At 74.8% G+C, this 16,638-nt stretch carries 13 protein-coding genes; 4 read left to right on the top strand and 9 right to left on the bottom strand.

The features are described 5' to 3' along the window. Position 1: 1 nt before the first annotated feature. From ACWDBE_RS29485 to ACWDBE_RS29455, 7 genes are all read right to left on the bottom strand, one after another. Positions 2 to 1,276 carry a C40 family peptidase gene (locus ACWDBE_RS29485; RefSeq protein ID WP_449809543.1) on the bottom strand — a complete coding sequence of 425 codons (1,275 nt, stop codon included), beginning with the start codon at positions 1,274 to 1,276 and terminating at the stop codon, positions 2 to 4. A gap of 309 nt (positions 1,277 to 1,585) precedes the next feature. After that, positions 1,586 to 2,668, bottom strand: coding sequence for a hypothetical protein (locus ACWDBE_RS29480; RefSeq protein WP_449788344.1), 1,083 nt, complete (start codon positions 2,666 to 2,668; stop codon positions 1,586 to 1,588). Positions 2,669 to 2,756: 88 nt separating this feature from the next. Then, positions 2,757 to 4,511, bottom strand: a complete 1,755-nt coding sequence (locus tag ACWDBE_RS29475; RefSeq protein WP_449788345.1) for a threonine/serine exporter family protein — start codon at positions 4,509 to 4,511, stop codon at positions 2,757 to 2,759. A 206-nt stretch (positions 4,512 to 4,717) separates the two neighbouring features. Next, positions 4,718 to 5,371: a DedA family protein gene (locus ACWDBE_RS29470; protein ID WP_449809542.1), complete on the bottom strand. Its 654-nt coding sequence runs from the start codon at positions 5,369 to 5,371 to the stop codon at positions 4,718 to 4,720. 201 nt (positions 5,372 to 5,572) lie between these two features. After that, on the bottom strand, positions 5,573 to 7,930 hold the full coding sequence (locus ACWDBE_RS29465; protein ID WP_449788347.1) for a hypothetical protein: 2,358 nt from the start codon (positions 7,928 to 7,930) through the stop codon (positions 5,573 to 5,575). Between the two features lie 61 nt (positions 7,931 to 7,991). Further along, positions 7,992 to 9,947, bottom strand: a complete 1,956-nt coding sequence (locus ACWDBE_RS29460; RefSeq protein ID WP_449788348.1) for an ATP-binding protein — start codon at positions 9,945 to 9,947, stop codon at positions 7,992 to 7,994. 256 nt (positions 9,948 to 10,203) lie between these two features. Beyond that, entirely contained in the window at positions 10,204 to 11,409 is a 1,206-nt protein-coding gene (locus ACWDBE_RS29455) for a TetR/AcrR family transcriptional regulator (RefSeq protein WP_449788349.1), read from the bottom strand. A gap of 202 nt (positions 11,410 to 11,611) precedes the next feature. On the opposite strand from ACWDBE_RS29455, the gene ACWDBE_RS29450 reads away from it, so the two are divergent. After that, positions 11,612 to 12,769, top strand: a complete 1,158-nt coding sequence (locus ACWDBE_RS29450) for an acyl-CoA dehydrogenase family protein (protein WP_449788350.1) — start codon at positions 11,612 to 11,614, stop codon at positions 12,767 to 12,769. Positions 12,770 to 12,859: 90 nt separating this feature from the next. On the opposite strand, the gene ACWDBE_RS29445 is transcribed toward ACWDBE_RS29450, so the two are convergent. Further along, the gene (locus ACWDBE_RS29445) at positions 12,860 to 13,126 is read right to left on the bottom strand and encodes a hypothetical protein (protein ID WP_449788351.1); all 267 of its coding nucleotides are present in this window, start codon (positions 13,124 to 13,126) and stop codon (positions 12,860 to 12,862) included. Between the two features lie 180 nt (positions 13,127 to 13,306). Here ACWDBE_RS29445 and ACWDBE_RS29440 point away from each other — a divergent pair, with 180 nt between their 5' ends. Continuing rightward, on the top strand, positions 13,307 to 13,624 hold the full coding sequence (locus ACWDBE_RS29440) for a cupin (RefSeq protein ID WP_449809541.1): 318 nt from the start codon (positions 13,307 to 13,309) through the stop codon (positions 13,622 to 13,624). On the opposite strand, the gene ACWDBE_RS29435 is transcribed toward ACWDBE_RS29440, so the two are convergent. Then, positions 13,614 to 14,219 (bottom strand): TetR/AcrR family transcriptional regulator, encoded by a 606-nt coding sequence (locus ACWDBE_RS29435; protein WP_449809540.1) that lies wholly within the window; start codon positions 14,217 to 14,219, stop codon positions 13,614 to 13,616. The genes ACWDBE_RS29440 and ACWDBE_RS29435 overlap by 11 nt on opposite strands. Positions 14,220 to 14,302: 83 nt before the next feature. Here ACWDBE_RS29435 and ACWDBE_RS29430 point away from each other — a divergent pair, with 83 nt between their 5' ends. Both ACWDBE_RS29430 and ACWDBE_RS29425 read left to right on the top strand, forming a co-directional pair. Next, a complete protein-coding gene (locus tag ACWDBE_RS29430) occupies positions 14,303 to 15,856 on the top strand; it encodes an MFS transporter (protein WP_449809539.1) in 1,554 nt (517 codons plus the stop codon). 146 nt (positions 15,857 to 16,002) lie between these two features. Beyond that, positions 16,003 to 16,572 (top strand): methyltransferase family protein, encoded by a 570-nt coding sequence (locus ACWDBE_RS29425; RefSeq protein WP_449809538.1) that lies wholly within the window; start codon positions 16,003 to 16,005, stop codon positions 16,570 to 16,572. The last annotated feature ends 66 nt before the right edge of the window (positions 16,573 to 16,638 follow it).

The following is a 16,638-nucleotide window of genomic DNA, read 5'->3' as shown; positions in this document are numbered from 1 at the left end:
GCTACGGCCTGGCGTAGAAGTTCGGGGTGCCCATGATCCAGAGGCTGGCCTGCTTGATCGGCATGCCGGCCCGCGGGGCCTCGATCATCTGGTCGTCGCCGATGTAGAGCCCGACGTGGTGGATGTCGGCGGCGCGCCCGGTGTCGGTCCAGAAGACCAGGTCGCCGGGGCGCAGTTGGCGGTAGCCGATCGGGGTGCTCTGGGCGTACTGGTCGGCGGCGAAGTGGTTGAGCTGCCGGCCGCCCTCGCGCCAGGCCATCATCGTCAGCCCGGAGCAGTCGTAGCCGCCCGGGCCCTCACCGCCCCAGACGTAGGGCAGGCCGATCTTGGACCTGGCGAAGGCGACGGCGGCGGCCGCGCCCTCGGCGGACCACGGACGGGAGGGCGGCGTCTGGGTCCTGGTGCCGGCCGAGGCGGCCTCCGCCTCCCGGGCGGCCTGCTCGGCGGCGGCCCGGGCGGCGGCCTCGGCCTCGCGGGCGGCGATCGCCTCCAGGGCCTCGCGGCGTTGGCGCTCCAGCTCGACGGTGGTGTCCCGGGCGGCGGCCAGCTCGACGAGCAGCTGCTCGCGGCGCTGCGCCGCGGCCGTCACCTCGGCCTGCTGGGCCGCCAGCCGCTGTTCCGCCCGGACCTCGGCCGCGCCGACCTCGGCGGCGGCCCGCCCGGCGGCCTCGGTGGCGGCCCCGGCGGCGGCGGACGCACTGCGGGCGGCGGCGGCCGTGGAGGTGGCGGCGTCCAGGACGTGCCGGGTGCGTTCGCTGACCTGGCCGATCGCGGCGGCGCGGTCGCCCGCCTCGCGCGGACCGTGGGAGCCGAGCAGCGCGTTGAGCGCGGAGAGTTCGGCGCCCGCGCCCTGCCGGTACGTCTCGGCCGCGAGCCGGGCCGCGTCATCGGCGGCGGCCGCCCGCTCGGTCTCGGCGGTGGCGGCGCGCCGTACGGCGGCCGCCTCCTCGGCGCGGGCCCGGGCGAGTGCGAGCTGGGCGCCGTTGTAGGCCTCGACGGCCTGCTCGGCGGCGCGTCCGGCCCGGTCCAGGTCGGCCCGGGCGGCGGTGAGCGCGGCCTCCAGGGCGGCGGCCGAGGAGGCCTTGCCCTCGGCCTCGGCCCCGGCCCGGTCGATCTCCTCGGTGGTCGGGTACGGGTCCTCGTCCGCGGCCCGGCCGACCGTCGGCGCGGGGGCCGCGGGGGCCGCGGGGGCCGCGGGGGCGGCCTGGGCGGCGGGGAGCAGCCCGAGCAGGGCGGTGAGGGACAACAGGAGGGCCGGCAGGATCCTGCGCGCCACGCGGCATCCCTTCTGACGGGTCCGGAGGGGACGGCGTCGGACGGTGCGCGGCCCGCGGGTGGACGGCGGCCGGGGCGGCGGGAGGTCCGATGAATCATCCCATCACGTGACAGAACGGTCACATGGCGCTCATGTTCTCAATTCCGGCGGCCTTCACACCTGGAAAATGCTCGGCGGGTCGGGTGACTATCAGATGATCTGACTAATCTCGCCATTGGCTGAGCGAACAGGCCCAGCGCGACAACCGAGCGAACAGCCGGGCACGCCGGGCCGTCGCACCGGCACCCGGCGCGCGCGGAGCGCCGCGGGCTACCGGCCGATCCGTCGGGTGTGCTTCCGCAGCCGGGGCTGCCGCTCGGGCCGGCTCTCCGGCCCGGCCGGCGCGACGGCGAAGGCCCGGCTGCGCCCGGCCCGGACGGTACGGCGGCGCTGCTGCGCCTGGCGGGAGCGGGCCGGACCGGCCTCGGCCACCCCGGGCGCCGGGTCCACCGCGCCCGGGCGCCGGTCCCCCGCCCCCGCCGCGGCCGCCGAGCGGCGGTCGACCAGCCGGGCCTGTCGGCGGGCCAGCGCCCGGGCGGCGTGCGCGTCGAGGTGGGCGGTGGCCCGGGCGGCCATCCGCTCGGCCACCCGGTGCGCGGCCGGGTGGTTGGCCGGCACCTTGTCGGGAGCCCCGGCGATCAGGTCGAAGAGCCAGGTGCGGGCCAGGTCCGCGCGCCGGTGCAGCAGGCGCTCGCGCCGGAGCGCGCGCGCCCGTCGGCGGGGGCGCGTGGCATACCGCCAGCGGGCCCACGGGCTACTCGGGCGGGCCAGCCGGATCGCCCCGATCCAGGACAGGCCGGGGACCATGATCCCGAGCAGGCCGGTCCACACCTTCCCCTTGATCAGGGTGATCACCGAGGCCAGCGCGTTCACCGAGAGGATCGTGACCAGGCCCCATCTGGTCTCCTCGCCGGGCACCACGCCCAGCGGCACGTACCCGACCAGCAGCAGGGAGGTGAACAGGATGCCGAAGATCACCGCGTCCACCGACTTGCGGCCCTGCTCGCTCCAGTACACGTCGTCCAGGTGCAGGATCAGCGCGAACTCGTCCAGCACCAGGCCGCAGCCGATGCCGAAGGCCAGCCCGAACCAGTTGATCCACGGGTGCCCGCCGTAGGTGGCGAACACCCCGATGCCGCCGAGCAGCAGGAAGCCCAGGCCGAACACCATGTGGTGGATGTGCAGGCCGCCCGGGGTCACGTTGCCCGGCCACCAGCGCACCTGGGCGCGGATCATCCGGACGCTGAACCGGATGCAGACGAAGGAGGTGATGAATCCGACCAACAGCAGGAACAGCGGTTGCTTGTGCGCGGCGACGATGTGCTCGCGGTAGCCGTCCAGCAGTGTCGTCATGGGTCTTACCTTCGTTCCTGGTCCTGCGTCCTGCCTGACGTGACGTGGCCCGGGGCCCGACCCGCCCCCGACACCGGCCGACGTCAGGTCAGAATCCTCGGGTGCGCTTGGCCGCCCGGCGCGGCATGGCCGGGTAGAGCGACGGGAGCTCGGCGCCGACCGGCAGCTTCATGAACAGCCGGGCGATCTCCCCGCCCAGGTTCACCCCGACCGCCAGCGCCATCGCGATCGCCGCCGCCCGGAAGACCGACACCAGGCCGGCGCTGGAGTGGCCCTGGGCGAAGGCGAGCATCCCGAGGTAGAGCGCCGAACCGGGCATCAGCGGGCCGATCGCGGCGGTCACGTACGGCAGCGCCGAACCGTTGCGGTAGCGCGCCATCAGCTGGCCGAAGAGGCCGACCAGGCCGGCCGCCACGCCGGTCGCCGCGATCGGGTTGACGCCCGCGTTGTACACCAGCGCGCCGTAGCTGGCCCAGCCGATGCCGCTGTTGACGGTGACCAGGGCCAGGGCGCGGCGGTCGGTCTGGAGCAGTGTCGCGAAGGCCAGGGTCAGCACCATCGCCGCGACCATCTGGACCGGCGGGTAGTTGACGCCCACCAGGCTCTCGTCCGGGCGCAGGTTCGCCTCGAAGCCGACGCCCAGGTAGAGGATCACCATCACGCCGATCACGATGCCCGCGACCAGGTAGACCACTTCCAACAGGCGTGCGGCGGCGGTGATGTAGAAGCCGGTCAGGCCGTCCTGCACGGCGGCGACCAGGGCGCGCCCGGGCAGCAGGGCGAACAGGCCGCCGGTGATCACGACCGAGCCGCGCAGGCCCCAGTCGTTGAGCGAGAGGATGATCCCGGAGGCGGCGGCCGGCATCGCGGCCGCCACGAACTGGTAGAACTCCGGCAGCCGGCGCTTGGCCAGCGCGGAGGCCAGCCGGTCGCCGAGGACGGCGGCGACGAAGGCGCTCGCGAACACCAGCCAGCCCTTGTCGTCCATCTTCCCGCCGACCAGGAAGGTCGCCGCACCGGCCAGCAGGCCGGTGGTCAGGGCCAGGAACCAGGCCGGGTACGGGTGCCGGTTGCGGCGGATCACCGCGAGCCGGCGGTAGGCGTCGTTGACCGTCACCTTCTCCGCGGTGATGTCCGCGACCAGCTCGTACACCGCGTCGAGCCGGGTGTAGTCGGAGGTGCGGCGGCGCACCACGCGGTCGGCGGTGACCGGCGGCTCGACCAGCGAGGGCTGGTACGAGATGCCGATCAGGGTGAAGGTGACCTGCGGCTCGCAGCGGTCCAGCCGGTAGGCGTGCGCGATGCCGAGCATGGCCGCCTCGACGTCCTCGGCGGCCTCGCCGCTGGCCAGCAGCAGCTCGCCGATGCGCAGCGTGAGGTCGAGGATGCGCGGGACGTTGCGGGTGACGCCCGAGGAGGGGTGCATCTCGCGGGCGGTGCGCTCGAAGGCGGGCCGCTCGGACATCGGGGTGCGCAGCAGGGTGCGCATCCGGTCCGGCCAGGGCGCCTCGCCGGGAGCGCCGGCGGTCAGCTCCGGTATGGGGATGCCGGTGGGCGGGGTGTAGCCGGCCGCCCGCCACTCCTCGGGGGTGAGGGTGTCCTCGGCGACCGAGCGGCGGCGGACCGGGCGCTCGGCCTCGGTCCGTCCGGCCTCGGCCCGCCCGGTCTCGGTCCGGCCGGTCTCGGGGCGGGCCGCCGACGCGGGCACCGGTTCGGGCTCGGGGGCCAGCAGCCCCTTGGTCTCAGGGACGGGCGGGGCGAGCGGGACGACGGTGGTGGGCTCGACCGGCGGGGCGGCGTGGCCGAGCAGGCCCTCCGTCGGCGGGGCGTCGGCGGGGTGCACCGGCGTCGGGGGTGTCTGCCGCGCCTGTCGGACCGCCCGGCCTCCCCTCGCCCGCTTGCCCGCTCCCGGTCGGCCCCGCTTAGGCACTTCCGCTCCTCGCCACCCCTGGCGGCCGTCTGCCGCCGCTCGATCTCGGGTTACACCTTGCCTGATCGAACAGCTTGACGCACATGTACGCGGCGTCCCGTGGCCGGAGCGGCGGACGCCTACCCGGCGCGGTGGCGGGCGGCCCGCGCCGCGCCGGAGCGGCGCGCCCGCAGCAGCTCGATCGCCACCGGGATCACCGAGACCAGCACGATGCCGACCAGGATGGCCTCGATGTTGTCCCGGACGAACGGGATCCGGCCGAGGAAGTAGCCGAGCACGGTGACGCCGCCGCCCCACAGCACCCCGCCGAGCACGTTGAACACCACGAAGCTTCGGTAGTTCATCCTGCTCACCCCCGCGACGATCGGGGTGAAGGTGCGCACGATCGGCACGAAGCGGGCCAGCACGATCGCCTTGGGCCCGTGCCGGTCGAAGAACGCGGCGGCCTTCTCGACGTTCTCCTGCTTGAAGACCCGGGAGTCGGGGCGGCGGAAGAGGCTCGGGCCGACCTTGCGGCCGAAGAGGTAGCCGACCTGGTCCCCGGCCACCGCGGCAACCACGACCAGCGCGCAGACCGACCAGAGCGGCTGGTGCAGGTAGGTGCCGCCGGCCACCAGCAGGCCGGTGGTGAACAGCAGCGAGTCACCCGGCAGGAAGAAGCCGATCAGCAGACCGGACTCGGCGAAGACGACGGCCAGGATGCCGATCAGGCCGAAGGTGGAGATCAGGGTGGTCGGATCGAGCCAGGACGGGCCGAGGGCGAGGCTGGTCACGGTGCGGCACTCCGGGAGGGTCGAGTCTTGGCAATGAAACAGTAAAGCATTGACAAAGACTCGGCGGGGGGCCGGATGGTTCCCTGGCCGGGACCACGGACGGGACGCAGCCGGGAACGCGGACGGGACGCGGACGGAAAGCACGCGGCCCCGGCGGGGGCCCGGGAGGGCCGGCCCACCGGGGCCGCGTGGTCGGGGGGGTCAGAGCCCGTAGCGCTCGACCGTCTCCTCGTGCCGGGCGAGGTCCGCGCCGGCCGCCTTGGCCAGCGCCGGCCAGGCGAGCGGGTGCGCCAGGCCGTCGGTCAGCCGCAGCAGCAGGGCGTCGGCCTCGGCGGCCGAGGCGGTCGGCGGCACGCCGAGGGCCGCGTAGACGCCGGGCAGGGTGTCGCCGCCGTCCGCCGGGTCGGTGATCCGGTACTGGTCCCCGCTGTAGACCCAGACCGCGTAGCCGGCGTCGTGCAGTTCCTCGCGCAGGGCCGACCACCGCTCGTCCCCGGGCCAGGCGCCGTCGATCCAGTACGTGGTGTACCCGGCCGGGTCGAGCAGGGTGAGCAGCTCGAACACCGGGCGCCAGTGCCGCCGCTCCTCCTCGGGCGCGTCCTCGGCCGGCGGGCGCTCCAGCAGGGCCGGGGCGAAGACCACCACGTCGCCGTGGTTGAGCGTGAGGTCGTCGCCGAGCACCGGCAGGATGCGGGCGGTGGCCGGGCCCGTCCGGAGCGCGGGCAGGTCCGACGTGGCGCCGTTGGTCCGGGTGGCGCGGATGGTGACGAGCTGCCACTCCTCGTCCACCGGGCCCTCGGGCTCGTCGAACTCGATGTCGAGCAGCGCGCCGGTGGAGCGGACCACGGCCCAGTCGCGGTTGGCGGTGGCCGCGGTGATCAGGTGCCACAGGTCCGGCTCCTGGACCTGCCGGTGGCCCTCCCCCTCGGCGGCGCCGTCGGCCGGCGCCGCGCGCTCCAACAGCTCCAGGTACATCCGCTGCGCGGTGGCGTGGTCCCCCAGCTCGGTGGCGGCGTGGGCGGCGAGGCGGCGGGTGTTGATCACCTCGTCGTCCAGTGCCAGGATCGTCCGGCACCGCTCCAGCGCCTCGGCCCAGCGGCCCTCGGTGGCGGCCCAGCGGGCGCGGATCCAGTGCCCGTCGGCGGGGGCGGTGGCGGACACCCGGTCGGCGAGCCGGCGGATGCCCTCGGCGTCCCTGGCCTCGATCAGCATCTCGCCGAGCGCGCCGGTCAGCTCGCGGTCCGCCGCGTCCTGCTCCACGTACCGCCACAGCAGCTCGGCCGCGGCCCGGGCGTGGCCGAGGCCGCCCAGCACGGTGGCCAGGAGCACCGCCAGCCCGGTGGCGCCGGCCTGCTCACCCCGGTACCGGTCCAGGGCGACGGAGAGCAGGTCGGCGCCGGTCTCGTAGGGCACCCCGGTCTCGGCCAGGTGCGCCGTCAGCTCGCCCGGCGGGACGGGCAGCTCGGGCTCCGGCAGTGCCTCGGCGGCCGCGCGCAGGGCCGCGACCTGCTCCGACACGCCGTCGGTACGACGCAACCGGGTGAGCTTACGCTCTCCCGTCGCGGCGAGCGTCAGCGCCACCGTGCGGGCGCCCCGGGCGAGCGCGAGCCGACCCGCCGCCAGCAGCAGGTCCACGCACGGGCGGTGCGCGCCGACGCCGTCCAGGTAGCCGACCCAGCCGGCCAGGACGGCGCCCAGCTCGGCGTCGTTCTCCCGTGCTCCGGCCGCGACCAGCAGCTCGACCGTCTGCGTCCAGGCGGGGCGCAGGTCGGCGTGGCGCTCGGCCTCGGCCCGCTCGGGCAGCAGGGCGAGCGCCTCCTCGGTGCGGCCGAGCGAGGCGAAGGCGCGGGCCCGCAGCAGGGCGCCCCAGCGCTGGTCGCGCTCGTCCAGCCGGCGCCCCTGCGCCTGCTCGGCCCGCTCGGCGGTGTCCAGCAGCTCCAGCACCTCCTCGTGCCGGCCCAGCAGGTGCAGGGTGCCGGCCCGGGCCTGGTGGAAGCGGAGCGAGACCGACTGGCCGGCCGCCCGCATCCGGTTGGCCGCGGAGTCCAGGTGGTCCAGCGCCTCGCCCGCCCGGCCGTCGTCCTCCAGGGCGTCGGAGTACTCGCGGGAGAGGCAGTCGTAGCAGGCCCGGTCGGGCTCGATCCGGCCGAGCGTCTCGCCGACCACGGCGAGGCGCTCGGCCACGTACCCCGGTCCGTCGACCCGGGCGTGGCAGATCGCGAAGTCCTGCACCACGCAGACGGACTGCGGGCAGCCCGCCGTCTCCTCCCGGTGCGCGAAGTCCAGCAGGTCGACCGCCTCGGGCAGCACCGCCTCGCCCTGCTGGCGCTTGTTCAGCAGGTTCTGCATCCGCCAGTGCCGCAGGTAGACCTCGACCCAGGGCAGGCCGAGCGCCCGGGCGGCGGCCACCGCCTCCGGGTAGAGCGCGTCCAGCTGCTCGTTGCGCCCCTCGGTGGCGTGCTCGGGCAGCTCGACGATGGCGTCGGCCAGCCGGTGATGGCCGGCCTCGGCGAGCTGCCGGTGGGTGTCGCGCACCCAGGCCCAGATGTCGGTGGTCATGCCCGTTCCCCCTGCGTCGTGCTGATGAGTTGTCTACCGCACCCCACTGACAGTCCGTCCGTCACGGCTCCTCCGAGAGGACGCCGGGGCTGTCCGGGACCTCCGGCAGACCGGCCGGGACGGCGGCGGTCAGGGCGGACACCGCCGTGCCGATGCCGTTCAGCGCGGTGGTGAGGTCGCCCTCGGACGGGCCGGACGAGGCCGCGGCCATGATCACCTTGATCGAGCGGAGCAGCCCGGCCGCCGTCGCGCTGCCGGTGTGCCCGGCGCGGTAGGCGGCGAGCAGGTCGTGGACCGCCGGACTGTCCAGGTTGAGGTACAGCCGGGCCCGGACCCCGCCGTCGGTGCGGGCGGTGAAGGCGCGGGCCAGCCGCAGGGCGGCGGACGGGATCCGGGCGTCCGCCTGGTCGTCCTCGATCCTGGCCTTCAGCTCGGCCTCGCGGTCCGGCACCAGCACCAGCGGCAGGCCGGGCGGGTCGAAGCGGGCCGGGACGAGCTGCTCGCCCGGGTCGGCGAGGGCGCCCGCCAGCCAGGCCGCCTCGTGCTGCGGCAGCGGGTGCTCCGGGTCGCGGAACAGCTCGCGGTCGCCCTTCTCGCTGCCCAGCTCGACCACCCGGCAGCCGCGCAGTTCGGCGTAGCGGTGCAGGAACGGCCGCACGGCGTAGCGGTCGCCGCGCGCGATCGGCACCCGCATCGCCCGGTACAGCATCTCCTCGAAGCCGCCGCCGCTGCCGATCGCGAGGTGCACCGCGCCGCCGCCCGCCGCGCGCAGCGCGCCGGCCGTGAGGTCGCCCTGGGAGGTGGGCACCGGGACGTCGTCGGCGAGCAGGGTGAACAGCCGCTCGTCGCAGAGCGCGGCGCCGAGCAGGTCGGTGCCGTGCCGGGTGAGGATGCGGCGCCACGCGGCGGGCCGCAACCGGGCGGTCTCGTAGAGGCCGTCCACGATGGCGTCGGTGAGGACCTTCCGGAGCGCGTGGTAGTGCTCGTCGCGCTGGAGGTCCTCACGGCTGGCGGTGGGGGTGAGCCGGTTGGACTCGACCACGCCGCCGATGAACCCGGCCCAGCGGGGCAGCAGGTCGCGGGCGTCCTCGGCGAGCAGCATGCCGCGCAGGTAGACGGCGAGGTCGCGGTTGTCGCTGGTGCCGTAGCTGCCGCCGTCCTGGACCCAGAGCAGGCCGACCGCGTCGGTCACTCCCTCGACCGGCTGGACCGGGAAGGCGGTGAGCGGCTCGAAGCGGCGGCCGAACGCGGCGGCGAAGCGCATCCGGGCGGCGTACTGCTCGCCGTCGGAGGGGCGGCGCGAAGCGTCCCGGCGGGGGGTGGCAGTGGGCGACGGGAGGGCCTGCTGCCGCCAGGGCACCTCGACGGAGTTGACCGGCCGCTCGTCCGCGCCGACGTACACCGGGATCGACAGCAGCACGCAGTAGCGGCCGAGCACGTCGCGCAGGACGTCCTCGTCGGCGAGGTGGCCGTGCTCGGGCTTGAGCGCCAGCTCGACCACCGTGCCCGGGTGGGGCCGGGCGGGCACCGGATCGACCTGGTACTGCTCGCCGCCGCGGCTGCGGTAGCGGTGGCCGAGCCGCGGTTCGCGGTGCGAGGTGGTGGTGACGGTGACCTCGTCGGCGATCGAGAAGGCGGAGAGGAAGCCCAGGCCGAAGGCGCCGATCAGCTCCTGGTTCCCGGTCAGTTCGCGCAGCATCCGGGTGTAGCCGGTGCCGACGGTGGCCAGGTAGGAGTGGATCTCGGGTTCGGTGAGGCCGGCGCCGGTGTCCTCGATGGCGACGGTGCGCCGGGCGGCGTCGGCACGCACCCGGATCAGTGGGCGGTGGTCACCGTCCGGGTCCTCCAGGAGCCGGCGGGTGTGCGAGTCGTGGGCGTTCTGGACGAGTTCGCGCAGGGCGACCAGCGGGGTGGAGTAGAGGTGGGTGGCGAGGACGTTCACCAGGCCGCCGAGATCGACCTCGGTCGTCCGCAGCTCCTCGTCGGGGGTGGGCTCGGGCGGGGCACCATCAGACATGGGTCCTCAGTGTGCCAGTGCGACTATCCGTCGACCATTTCTTTCTCCTGCAGGCCACCAGCCCAACGGCCTCGCGGTGACGGCCCCGACGGCGGGAACGTCGGCGCCCGGCAGAGCAACGGCGGGACGGCCGACGCCCGGCAGGGCGACGACGGGAACGCGGGCACCACCCGGTCCGACCGCGGCGCCGACGCGCGGGACCACTACCCCCACGTCCTCCTCCGCCACGCCCCTGCGCCGCTTCGCCGCTCGCCGCTCAGGGCGCCCCTTCCCCGGGAACACCAAGCACCGCCCGACCGAGCCGCAGCAGGCAGTCCCCGAGGTCCGGCCGGGCACAGTGCGGACGGTTCCGCACCCCGTCGTTGACCAGCGCGAACAGCGCGTGCACCCGGATCCGGGCGGTCGCCGCGTCGTACCCGGGGCGCACCTGCCGCAGCAGTCCGACCCAGGTGCGCAGGAAGTCCCGACGGAAGTCCACCGCGGCCCGGCGGTCGGGCGGGGCCAGCCGCTCCGTCTCGCTGAGCATCGCGCCCAGGTAGTCGCCGTTGCGCAGCGCGAAGCCGACGTACGCGCCCAGCCCGGCCTCCAGCGCCGCCCCGGGCCCGGCGGCGGCCCGGATCGCGCCGTCCACCTCGTGCCAGAGCCGTTCGCGGCTGCGCACCAGCGAGGCGGCGAGCAGCTCGGCCTTGCTGTCGAAGTGCCGGTAGACGCTCGGGCCGGATATGCCGACGGCGGCGCCGAGTTGGTCGGTGCTGACGTTGTCGAAGCCGCGCTGGTGGAACAGCCGCACGGCCGCCGCGAGCAGCTCCTCCCGGCGCGCCCGCGCTCTGGGCTCCGGCGCCGGCCGCGCCACCGGCCGCGGCACCGGTACGCCGACGGACCCTGTGGCCGCACCGTCCGGGGGAACCGCACCGTCCAGGCGGACCGCGAGGACGGCCGCGACCATCTCGCGCAGCAGCGCCTCGGCCCGCCGGGGCTGCGGCGCCGCCGACTGGTAGGACAGCCCGGCGCAGGCCGAGAGCGCCGACCAGCAGAGCAATTCGGCGTCCTCAGCGACCAGTTCGGGCCGTTCCGCGCGCAGCACCGCGGCCATCAGCGCGACGTCGGCGCGCAGTTCACGGCGCAGCGCCGCCCGCCGGGCCGGCGGCAGCAGCCGGGCGTCGCGCTGCACCAGGGTGCCGAGCGGACGGTGGCCGACCGCCACGGCGGCCAGCGCGGTGCCGAGGTCGGCGGTGGTACGGGCCGCGCGCAGGCCTTCGGCGAGCGCGTCCAGGCCCAGGAGGACGGCCCGGTCGAGCAGTTCGGGCTTGCCGCGGAAGTGCCGGTAGAGCGCCGGCGCGGTGATCCCGACGCCGGCGGCGACCTCGGTCATCGAGACCTGGTGGTAGCCGCTGCGGTGGAAGCGGTCGGCGGCCACGGCCAGGATCTGGGCGCGCCGCCCGGGCGGCCGTCGGACCATCATGGCGGGCCCCCTCTCCTGCGAGCGTCGACGGAAGGCTAGCAAGGATTCACTTCACGCCCCTCCAGGCCTTTCCCCACGGGCTTTTCACCCCCGGCCGACTCTGGACAGCCGAAGCTAGCCCCGATTAACTTGTGGGGCCATCACCAGGCATGTTCCGCTCCGGTCGGCAGCTCCGGCCGGTGCCGTCGAAGGGAGCGCCGCCGTGCGCCGCACCGTGTTCAACGAGGACCACGAGGCCTTCCGGGAGACCATCCGGGACTTCATCGCCAACGAGGTCGTCCCGGTCTACGAGAGCTGGGAGGCCGAGGGCCACCCGCCGCGCGACTTCTACCGGCAGCTCGGCGCGCTCGGCGTCTACGGCATCGAGGTGCCGGAGGAGTACGGCGGCGCGGGCGAGAGCGGGTTCAAGTACCAGGCGGTGATCGCCGAGGAGACCGCCCGGGCGGGCGTCAGCTTCGGTTCCTCCGGCGTTCACACCGGCCTGGTGCTGCCCTACCTGCTGGAGTACGCGAACGAGGAGCAGAAGCGGCGCTGGCTGCCCGGCTTCGTCTCCGGCGACATCATGACCGCGATCGCGATGACCGAGCCGGGCGCCGGCTCCGACCTCGCGGGCATCTCCACCACCGCGCGGCTCTCCGAGGACGGCACCCACTACGTCCTGAACGGCGCCAAGACCTTCATCACCGGCGGCGTGCTGGCCGACCTCGTCCTGGTGGTCTGCCGCACCGCCCCGCACGACCCGGAGAACCGCCGGGCCGGGCTGTCCATCCTCTGCGTGGACACCGCCTCCGCGGGCTACACCGTCGGCCGCAAGCTCCAGAAGATCGGCCTGCGCACCTCGGACACCGCCGAGTTGGCGTTCGACGACGTCCGGGTGCCGGTGGAGAACCTGCTCGGCGAGGAGGGCCGGGCGTTCTCCTACCTGACCCACAACCTGGTGCAGGAGCGCCTCGCGATCGCCGTCGGCGCGTACGCGGCGGCCGCGGCGGCGGTGCGGTTCGCGGTGCAGTACGTCAAGGACCGCAAGGTGTTCGGCAAGGCGGTCGCCGAGTTCCAGAACACCAAGTTCACCCTGGCCGACTGCGAGGCCCAGGTGGTGGCGCAGCAGTCGATGGTGGACCGGGCGCTGGAGCTGTACCAGAACGGCGAGTTGACCGTCGCGGACGCGGCCGCGGCGAAGCTGTTCTGCACCGAGTCGGCCTCCACCGTGATCGACAAGTGCCTTCAGCTGCACGGCGGTTACGGCTACATCCTGGAGTACCCGATCGCCCGGCTCTACACCGACAACCGGGTGTTCCGGATCTACGGCGGCACCAGCGAGGTCATGCGCAGCATCATCGCCAAGTCGCTCGGCCTGTAGGGCCGTTCAGGCCGTTCGAACGCTGCGGCGGGTCGCCCTCGGGCGGCCCGCCGTACCCGTACCGGCACCCTCACCGGCGGCCGTCCCGGATCAGTTGGGCGAGCCGTGCTCGGCGCGCCAGGCCTCCCAGCCCGCCGTGGACGCCACCCGCGCCTCGCGCAGGGCCCGTTGGGCCATCGCGGCCGGTCGCGTCTCCAGGCCGCGCACCCACGTGCGCCCCGCGGCGAGCAGGGCCACGCAGACCATCGTCGCCCCGGCCGCACTGAGCACCGTGCCGATCGCGGTGAGCGCCACGCCGCCGGCCAGCACCGGACGGTTGACCTGGAAACCGCTGAACATTCTCTGGTTGGTCGCCATGCCTCCACGATGCGGGCAGTCGGCGGGGGCCGCACCTCGGACTGCTCGGGCGGGACGGCCGGGGCCGGCCTCCTGGATTCCGTCGGATCAGGGCGCGGCGCCTCCGGGTGCGGGCCGCCCGGGCGTCCGCGACCCTGGGCACACGGAGTGCGCCCGGACCCGGAGCGAGGAGGAGGCGCGATGCCCGATCTCGAACAGCTCGCCGTGGAGCACGCCGCCCGGGCGGCCGAGAGTCCGCACGGGCGCAGCGCCCACCTGGTCCTGCACGACGGGATGCTGCGGCAGACCGTGATCGCGCTGACCGCGGGCACCGCACTGGACGAGCACAACCCGCCCCCCGCGGGCAGTGTCCAGGTGCTGCGCGGCCGGGTCTCGCTGACCATCGCCGGCCGGCGGCTGGAACTGCCGGCCGGCCACCTGGAGCCCGTCCCGCAGGAGCGGCACGGGCTGCTGGCGCACGTCGACTCGGTGGTGCTGCTGACCGCCGTCACCGCGTAGCGGGCGGGGGCTCCACGGGGTTGAACACGCTGTCGCTGACCAGCCGCAGTCCGCGCAGGAAGTCCTGCCCGCCGGGCACGAGTTCGGGCGCGGCCAGCCACTGGGCGCAGTAGCCGGCCAGCAGGGTCTGGTAGAAGGCCCCGCGGGCGACCTCCTCCTCGGTGTCCGGCACCTCGGACACCCCCTGGAACACGGCGGCCAGCCCGAGCCGTCCCTCCTTCTGCGCCGCCGCGAGGGCCTGCGCCAGGTCGGGGGCGTGCCCGGCCTGGGCGAGCGCCTCGAACTGGGCCGCCCAGAGCCCGCGGTGCTCGACGAAGACGCCCCGCAGGCCGTCCCAGACGGCGGCGAAGCGCACCTCCGGGTCGTCCGACACCCGGTTGGCGGCGATCACGACCGCTCCCATGGCCGCCCCCATCTCCCCGATCGCCTCGATCATCGCCGCGTTGAGCAGCGCCTCCTTCGAGCCGAAGTGGTAGCCGATCGCGGCCAGGCTGACGCCGGAGGCGGTCGCGACGTCACGGGCGGTGGTGCGCCCGTAGCCCTTCTCGTACAGACAGCGCTTGGCGCCGGCCATCAGGTCTTCGCGGTTTCCCATGCCCTGATCCTACGGAAGTCCTGGACGGATGTCTTGCACATTTGTACTAGACAGGCGTCTGACACATTCGTACCGTCTACCCCATGACCGCAACCACCGGCCGCGCAGGCCGCCGCGAATGGATCGGCCTGGCCGTCCTCCTGCTCCCGACCCTCGTCCTCACCATGGACATGGGTGTGCTCTTCTTCGCCGTCCCGTACATCTCCACCACGCTGGCGCCGAGCGGCACCCAGCAGCTGTGGATCATGGACATGTACTCGTTCCTGCTGGCCGGGCTGCTCATCACGATGGGCGCCCTGGGCGACCGGATCGGCCGCCGCCGGCTGCTGATGATCGGCGCCGCCGGCTTCGCGGGCGCCTCGCTGCTGGCCGCCTGGTCGCACGACGCCGGCCAGCTGATCGCGGCCCGCGCGGTGCTCGGCGCGGCCGGGGCCACCGTGATGCCCTCGACGCTCGCGCTGATCCGCAACATGTTCCACGACCCCAGGCAGCGGCAGATCGCCCTCGGCGCCTGGGGCGGCGTCCTCACCGCGGGGGCCACCCTCGGCCCGGTCGCCGGCGGCCTGCTGCTGGAGCACTTCTGGTGGGGCTCGGCCTTCCTGCTCGCCGTCCCGGTGATGGCCCTGGTGCTGCTGGCCGCGCCCGTCCTGCTCCCCGAGTACCGCTCCCCCGGTCGCACCGGCCGCTTCGACCTGCTCGGCGCCGCGCTCTCACTGGCCGCGATCCTGCCGCTGGTCTACGGCGTCAAGACGGTCGCCGTCGACGGCTGGAGCCCGCTGCCGGGGCTCGCCATCCCCGTCGGGCTGCTGCTGGCCGCCGCCTTCGTCCGGCGCCAGCGCACCGCCGCCGACCCGCTGCTCGACCTGAGCCTGTTCCGGATCCGCACCTTCAGCGGCGCGATCAGCGTCAACAGCATCGCGATGTTCGCGATGATGGGCTTCTCGCTCTTCACCTCGCAGTACCTCCAGCTGGTCAAGGGGATGAGCCCGCTGACCGCCTCGCTCTGGTCGCTGGTGCCGAGCCTGGGCGTCGGCGCGGCGGTCGGGGTCAGCTCGGCGCTGGCCGGGAAGGTCCGCCCGGCGGTGCTGATGGGCGGCGGGTTCCTGGTCGGTTCGGCGGGCTTCGCGATGATGACCCGGGTCGGGGCGCACTCCCCGCTGGCGCTCATCCTCACCGCGGCGGGCGTGCTGGCCGCCGGGACGGTCGGCACCATGACGATGACCGCCGAGATGGTCGTCTCCGCCGCCCCGGTCGAACGGGCCGGCGCCGCCTCCGCCACCTCCGAGACCGCCGTCGAGCTCGGCAGCTCGCTCGGCATCGCCCTGCTCGGCGCGGCCGGCGCCGCGGTCTACCGCCACCGGCTGGACGGTGCCCTCCCGGCCGGCGTCGACGGCGAGGCCGCCCGGGCCGCCCAGGACACCCTCGGCGGCGCGGTCACCGTCGCCGGCCACCTGCCCGGCCGGGTCGGCGCCGATCTGCTGGAGACCGCCCGCACCGCCTTCACCGATGGCCTGCACGTCGCGGCCGTGGTCGGCCTGGTCTTCGCCCTGGGCGCCGCGACCCTGACCTACCGCCTGATGCGCCACCTCCCGGCCGCCACCACCACCGCGCCCGCCCCCGAGCCCACCACCGTTTGACCCACCCGGCCGATCCACGCGAGTCACGGCCCGCCGGAACTCCACCCGGAGGTGGATCGCGGCGGGTCCACCCCCGGGTGGGTGTGCCGGCGGCCCGGTCGGAGGACCGTGGAGGCACACCTCGGATCCGACCGCCGGGAGCCCTGATGTCCCTGCCCTCCCTCCTCTCCCTCTTCGGCCTGCTCTGCTGGATCGCCTACGAGCTGCTGCTGCGCCGGCGTGAGGACGCCTCCGCCGGCACCTGGCACGCCGACCGCCGCGACCGCGGGTCGACCCGGCTGCTGCTCGGCTGCTACCCGGCCTCGGTCCTGGTCGTGGTGCTGTTCGACCGCGCCGGGATCGGCGAACTGCCCGCCTGGGCACGCTGGTTCGGGGTCGCCATGGTGGCCGCCGGGCTGGCGCTGCGGGCCTGGGGCATGCGCACCCTGGGCCGGTACTACACCCGCACCCTGCGCACCGTGGAGACCCAGCAGCTGGTCCGCGGCGGCCCGTACCGGCTGATCCGGCACCCCGGTTACACCGGCAGCCTGCTGGTCTGGGCCGGCTACGCGGTCGGCACCGGCAGCTGGGTGGCCGCCCTGGTGGCCGCGGCGCTGCTGCTGGCCGGGTACGGCTGGCGGATCTCCGCCGAGGAACGGCTGCTGCTGGACGCCTTCGGCAGCGAGTACGAGGAGTACCGTCGGGTGTCGAAGCGTCTGGTGCCGTTCGTCTACTGAACGCGCCGAACGCACCGACACGAGCGGCGCATGTGAGCTTCGGCACCCGTATTCGGCCAGCCGGGC

This window comes from Kitasatospora sp. NPDC001132 (assembly GCF_053598415.1).
This window is presented reverse-complemented; position numbering and strand designations above follow the sequence as displayed.

Coding starts and splice junctions, on each gene's coding strand:
- ACWDBE_RS29435 (WP_449809540.1), bottom strand. CDS start 14,219: ATGGGAAACCGCGAAGACCTGATGGCCGGCGCCAAGCGCTGTCTGTAC.
- ACWDBE_RS29430 (WP_449809539.1), top strand. CDS start 14,303: ATGACCGCAACCACCGGCCGCGCAGGCCGCCGCGAATGGATCGGCCTG.
- ACWDBE_RS29425 (WP_449809538.1), top strand. CDS start 16,003: ATGTCCCTGCCCTCCCTCCTCTCCCTCTTCGGCCTGCTCTGCTGGATC.
- ACWDBE_RS29465 (WP_449788347.1), bottom strand. CDS start 7,930: ATGACCACCGACATCTGGGCCTGGGTGCGCGACACCCACCGGCAGCTC.
- ACWDBE_RS29460 (WP_449788348.1), bottom strand. CDS start 9,947: ATGTCTGATGGTGCCCCGCCCGAGCCCACCCCCGACGAGGAGCTGCGG.
- ACWDBE_RS29445 (WP_449788351.1), bottom strand. CDS start 13,126: ATGGCGACCAACCAGAGAATGTTCAGCGGTTTCCAGGTCAACCGTCCG.
- ACWDBE_RS29455 (WP_449788349.1), bottom strand. CDS start 11,409: ATGATGGTCCGACGGCCGCCCGGGCGGCGCGCCCAGATCCTGGCCGTG.
- ACWDBE_RS29440 (WP_449809541.1), top strand. CDS start 13,307: ATGCCCGATCTCGAACAGCTCGCCGTGGAGCACGCCGCCCGGGCGGCC.
- ACWDBE_RS29480 (WP_449788344.1), bottom strand. CDS start 2,668: ATGACGACACTGCTGGACGGCTACCGCGAGCACATCGTCGCCGCGCAC.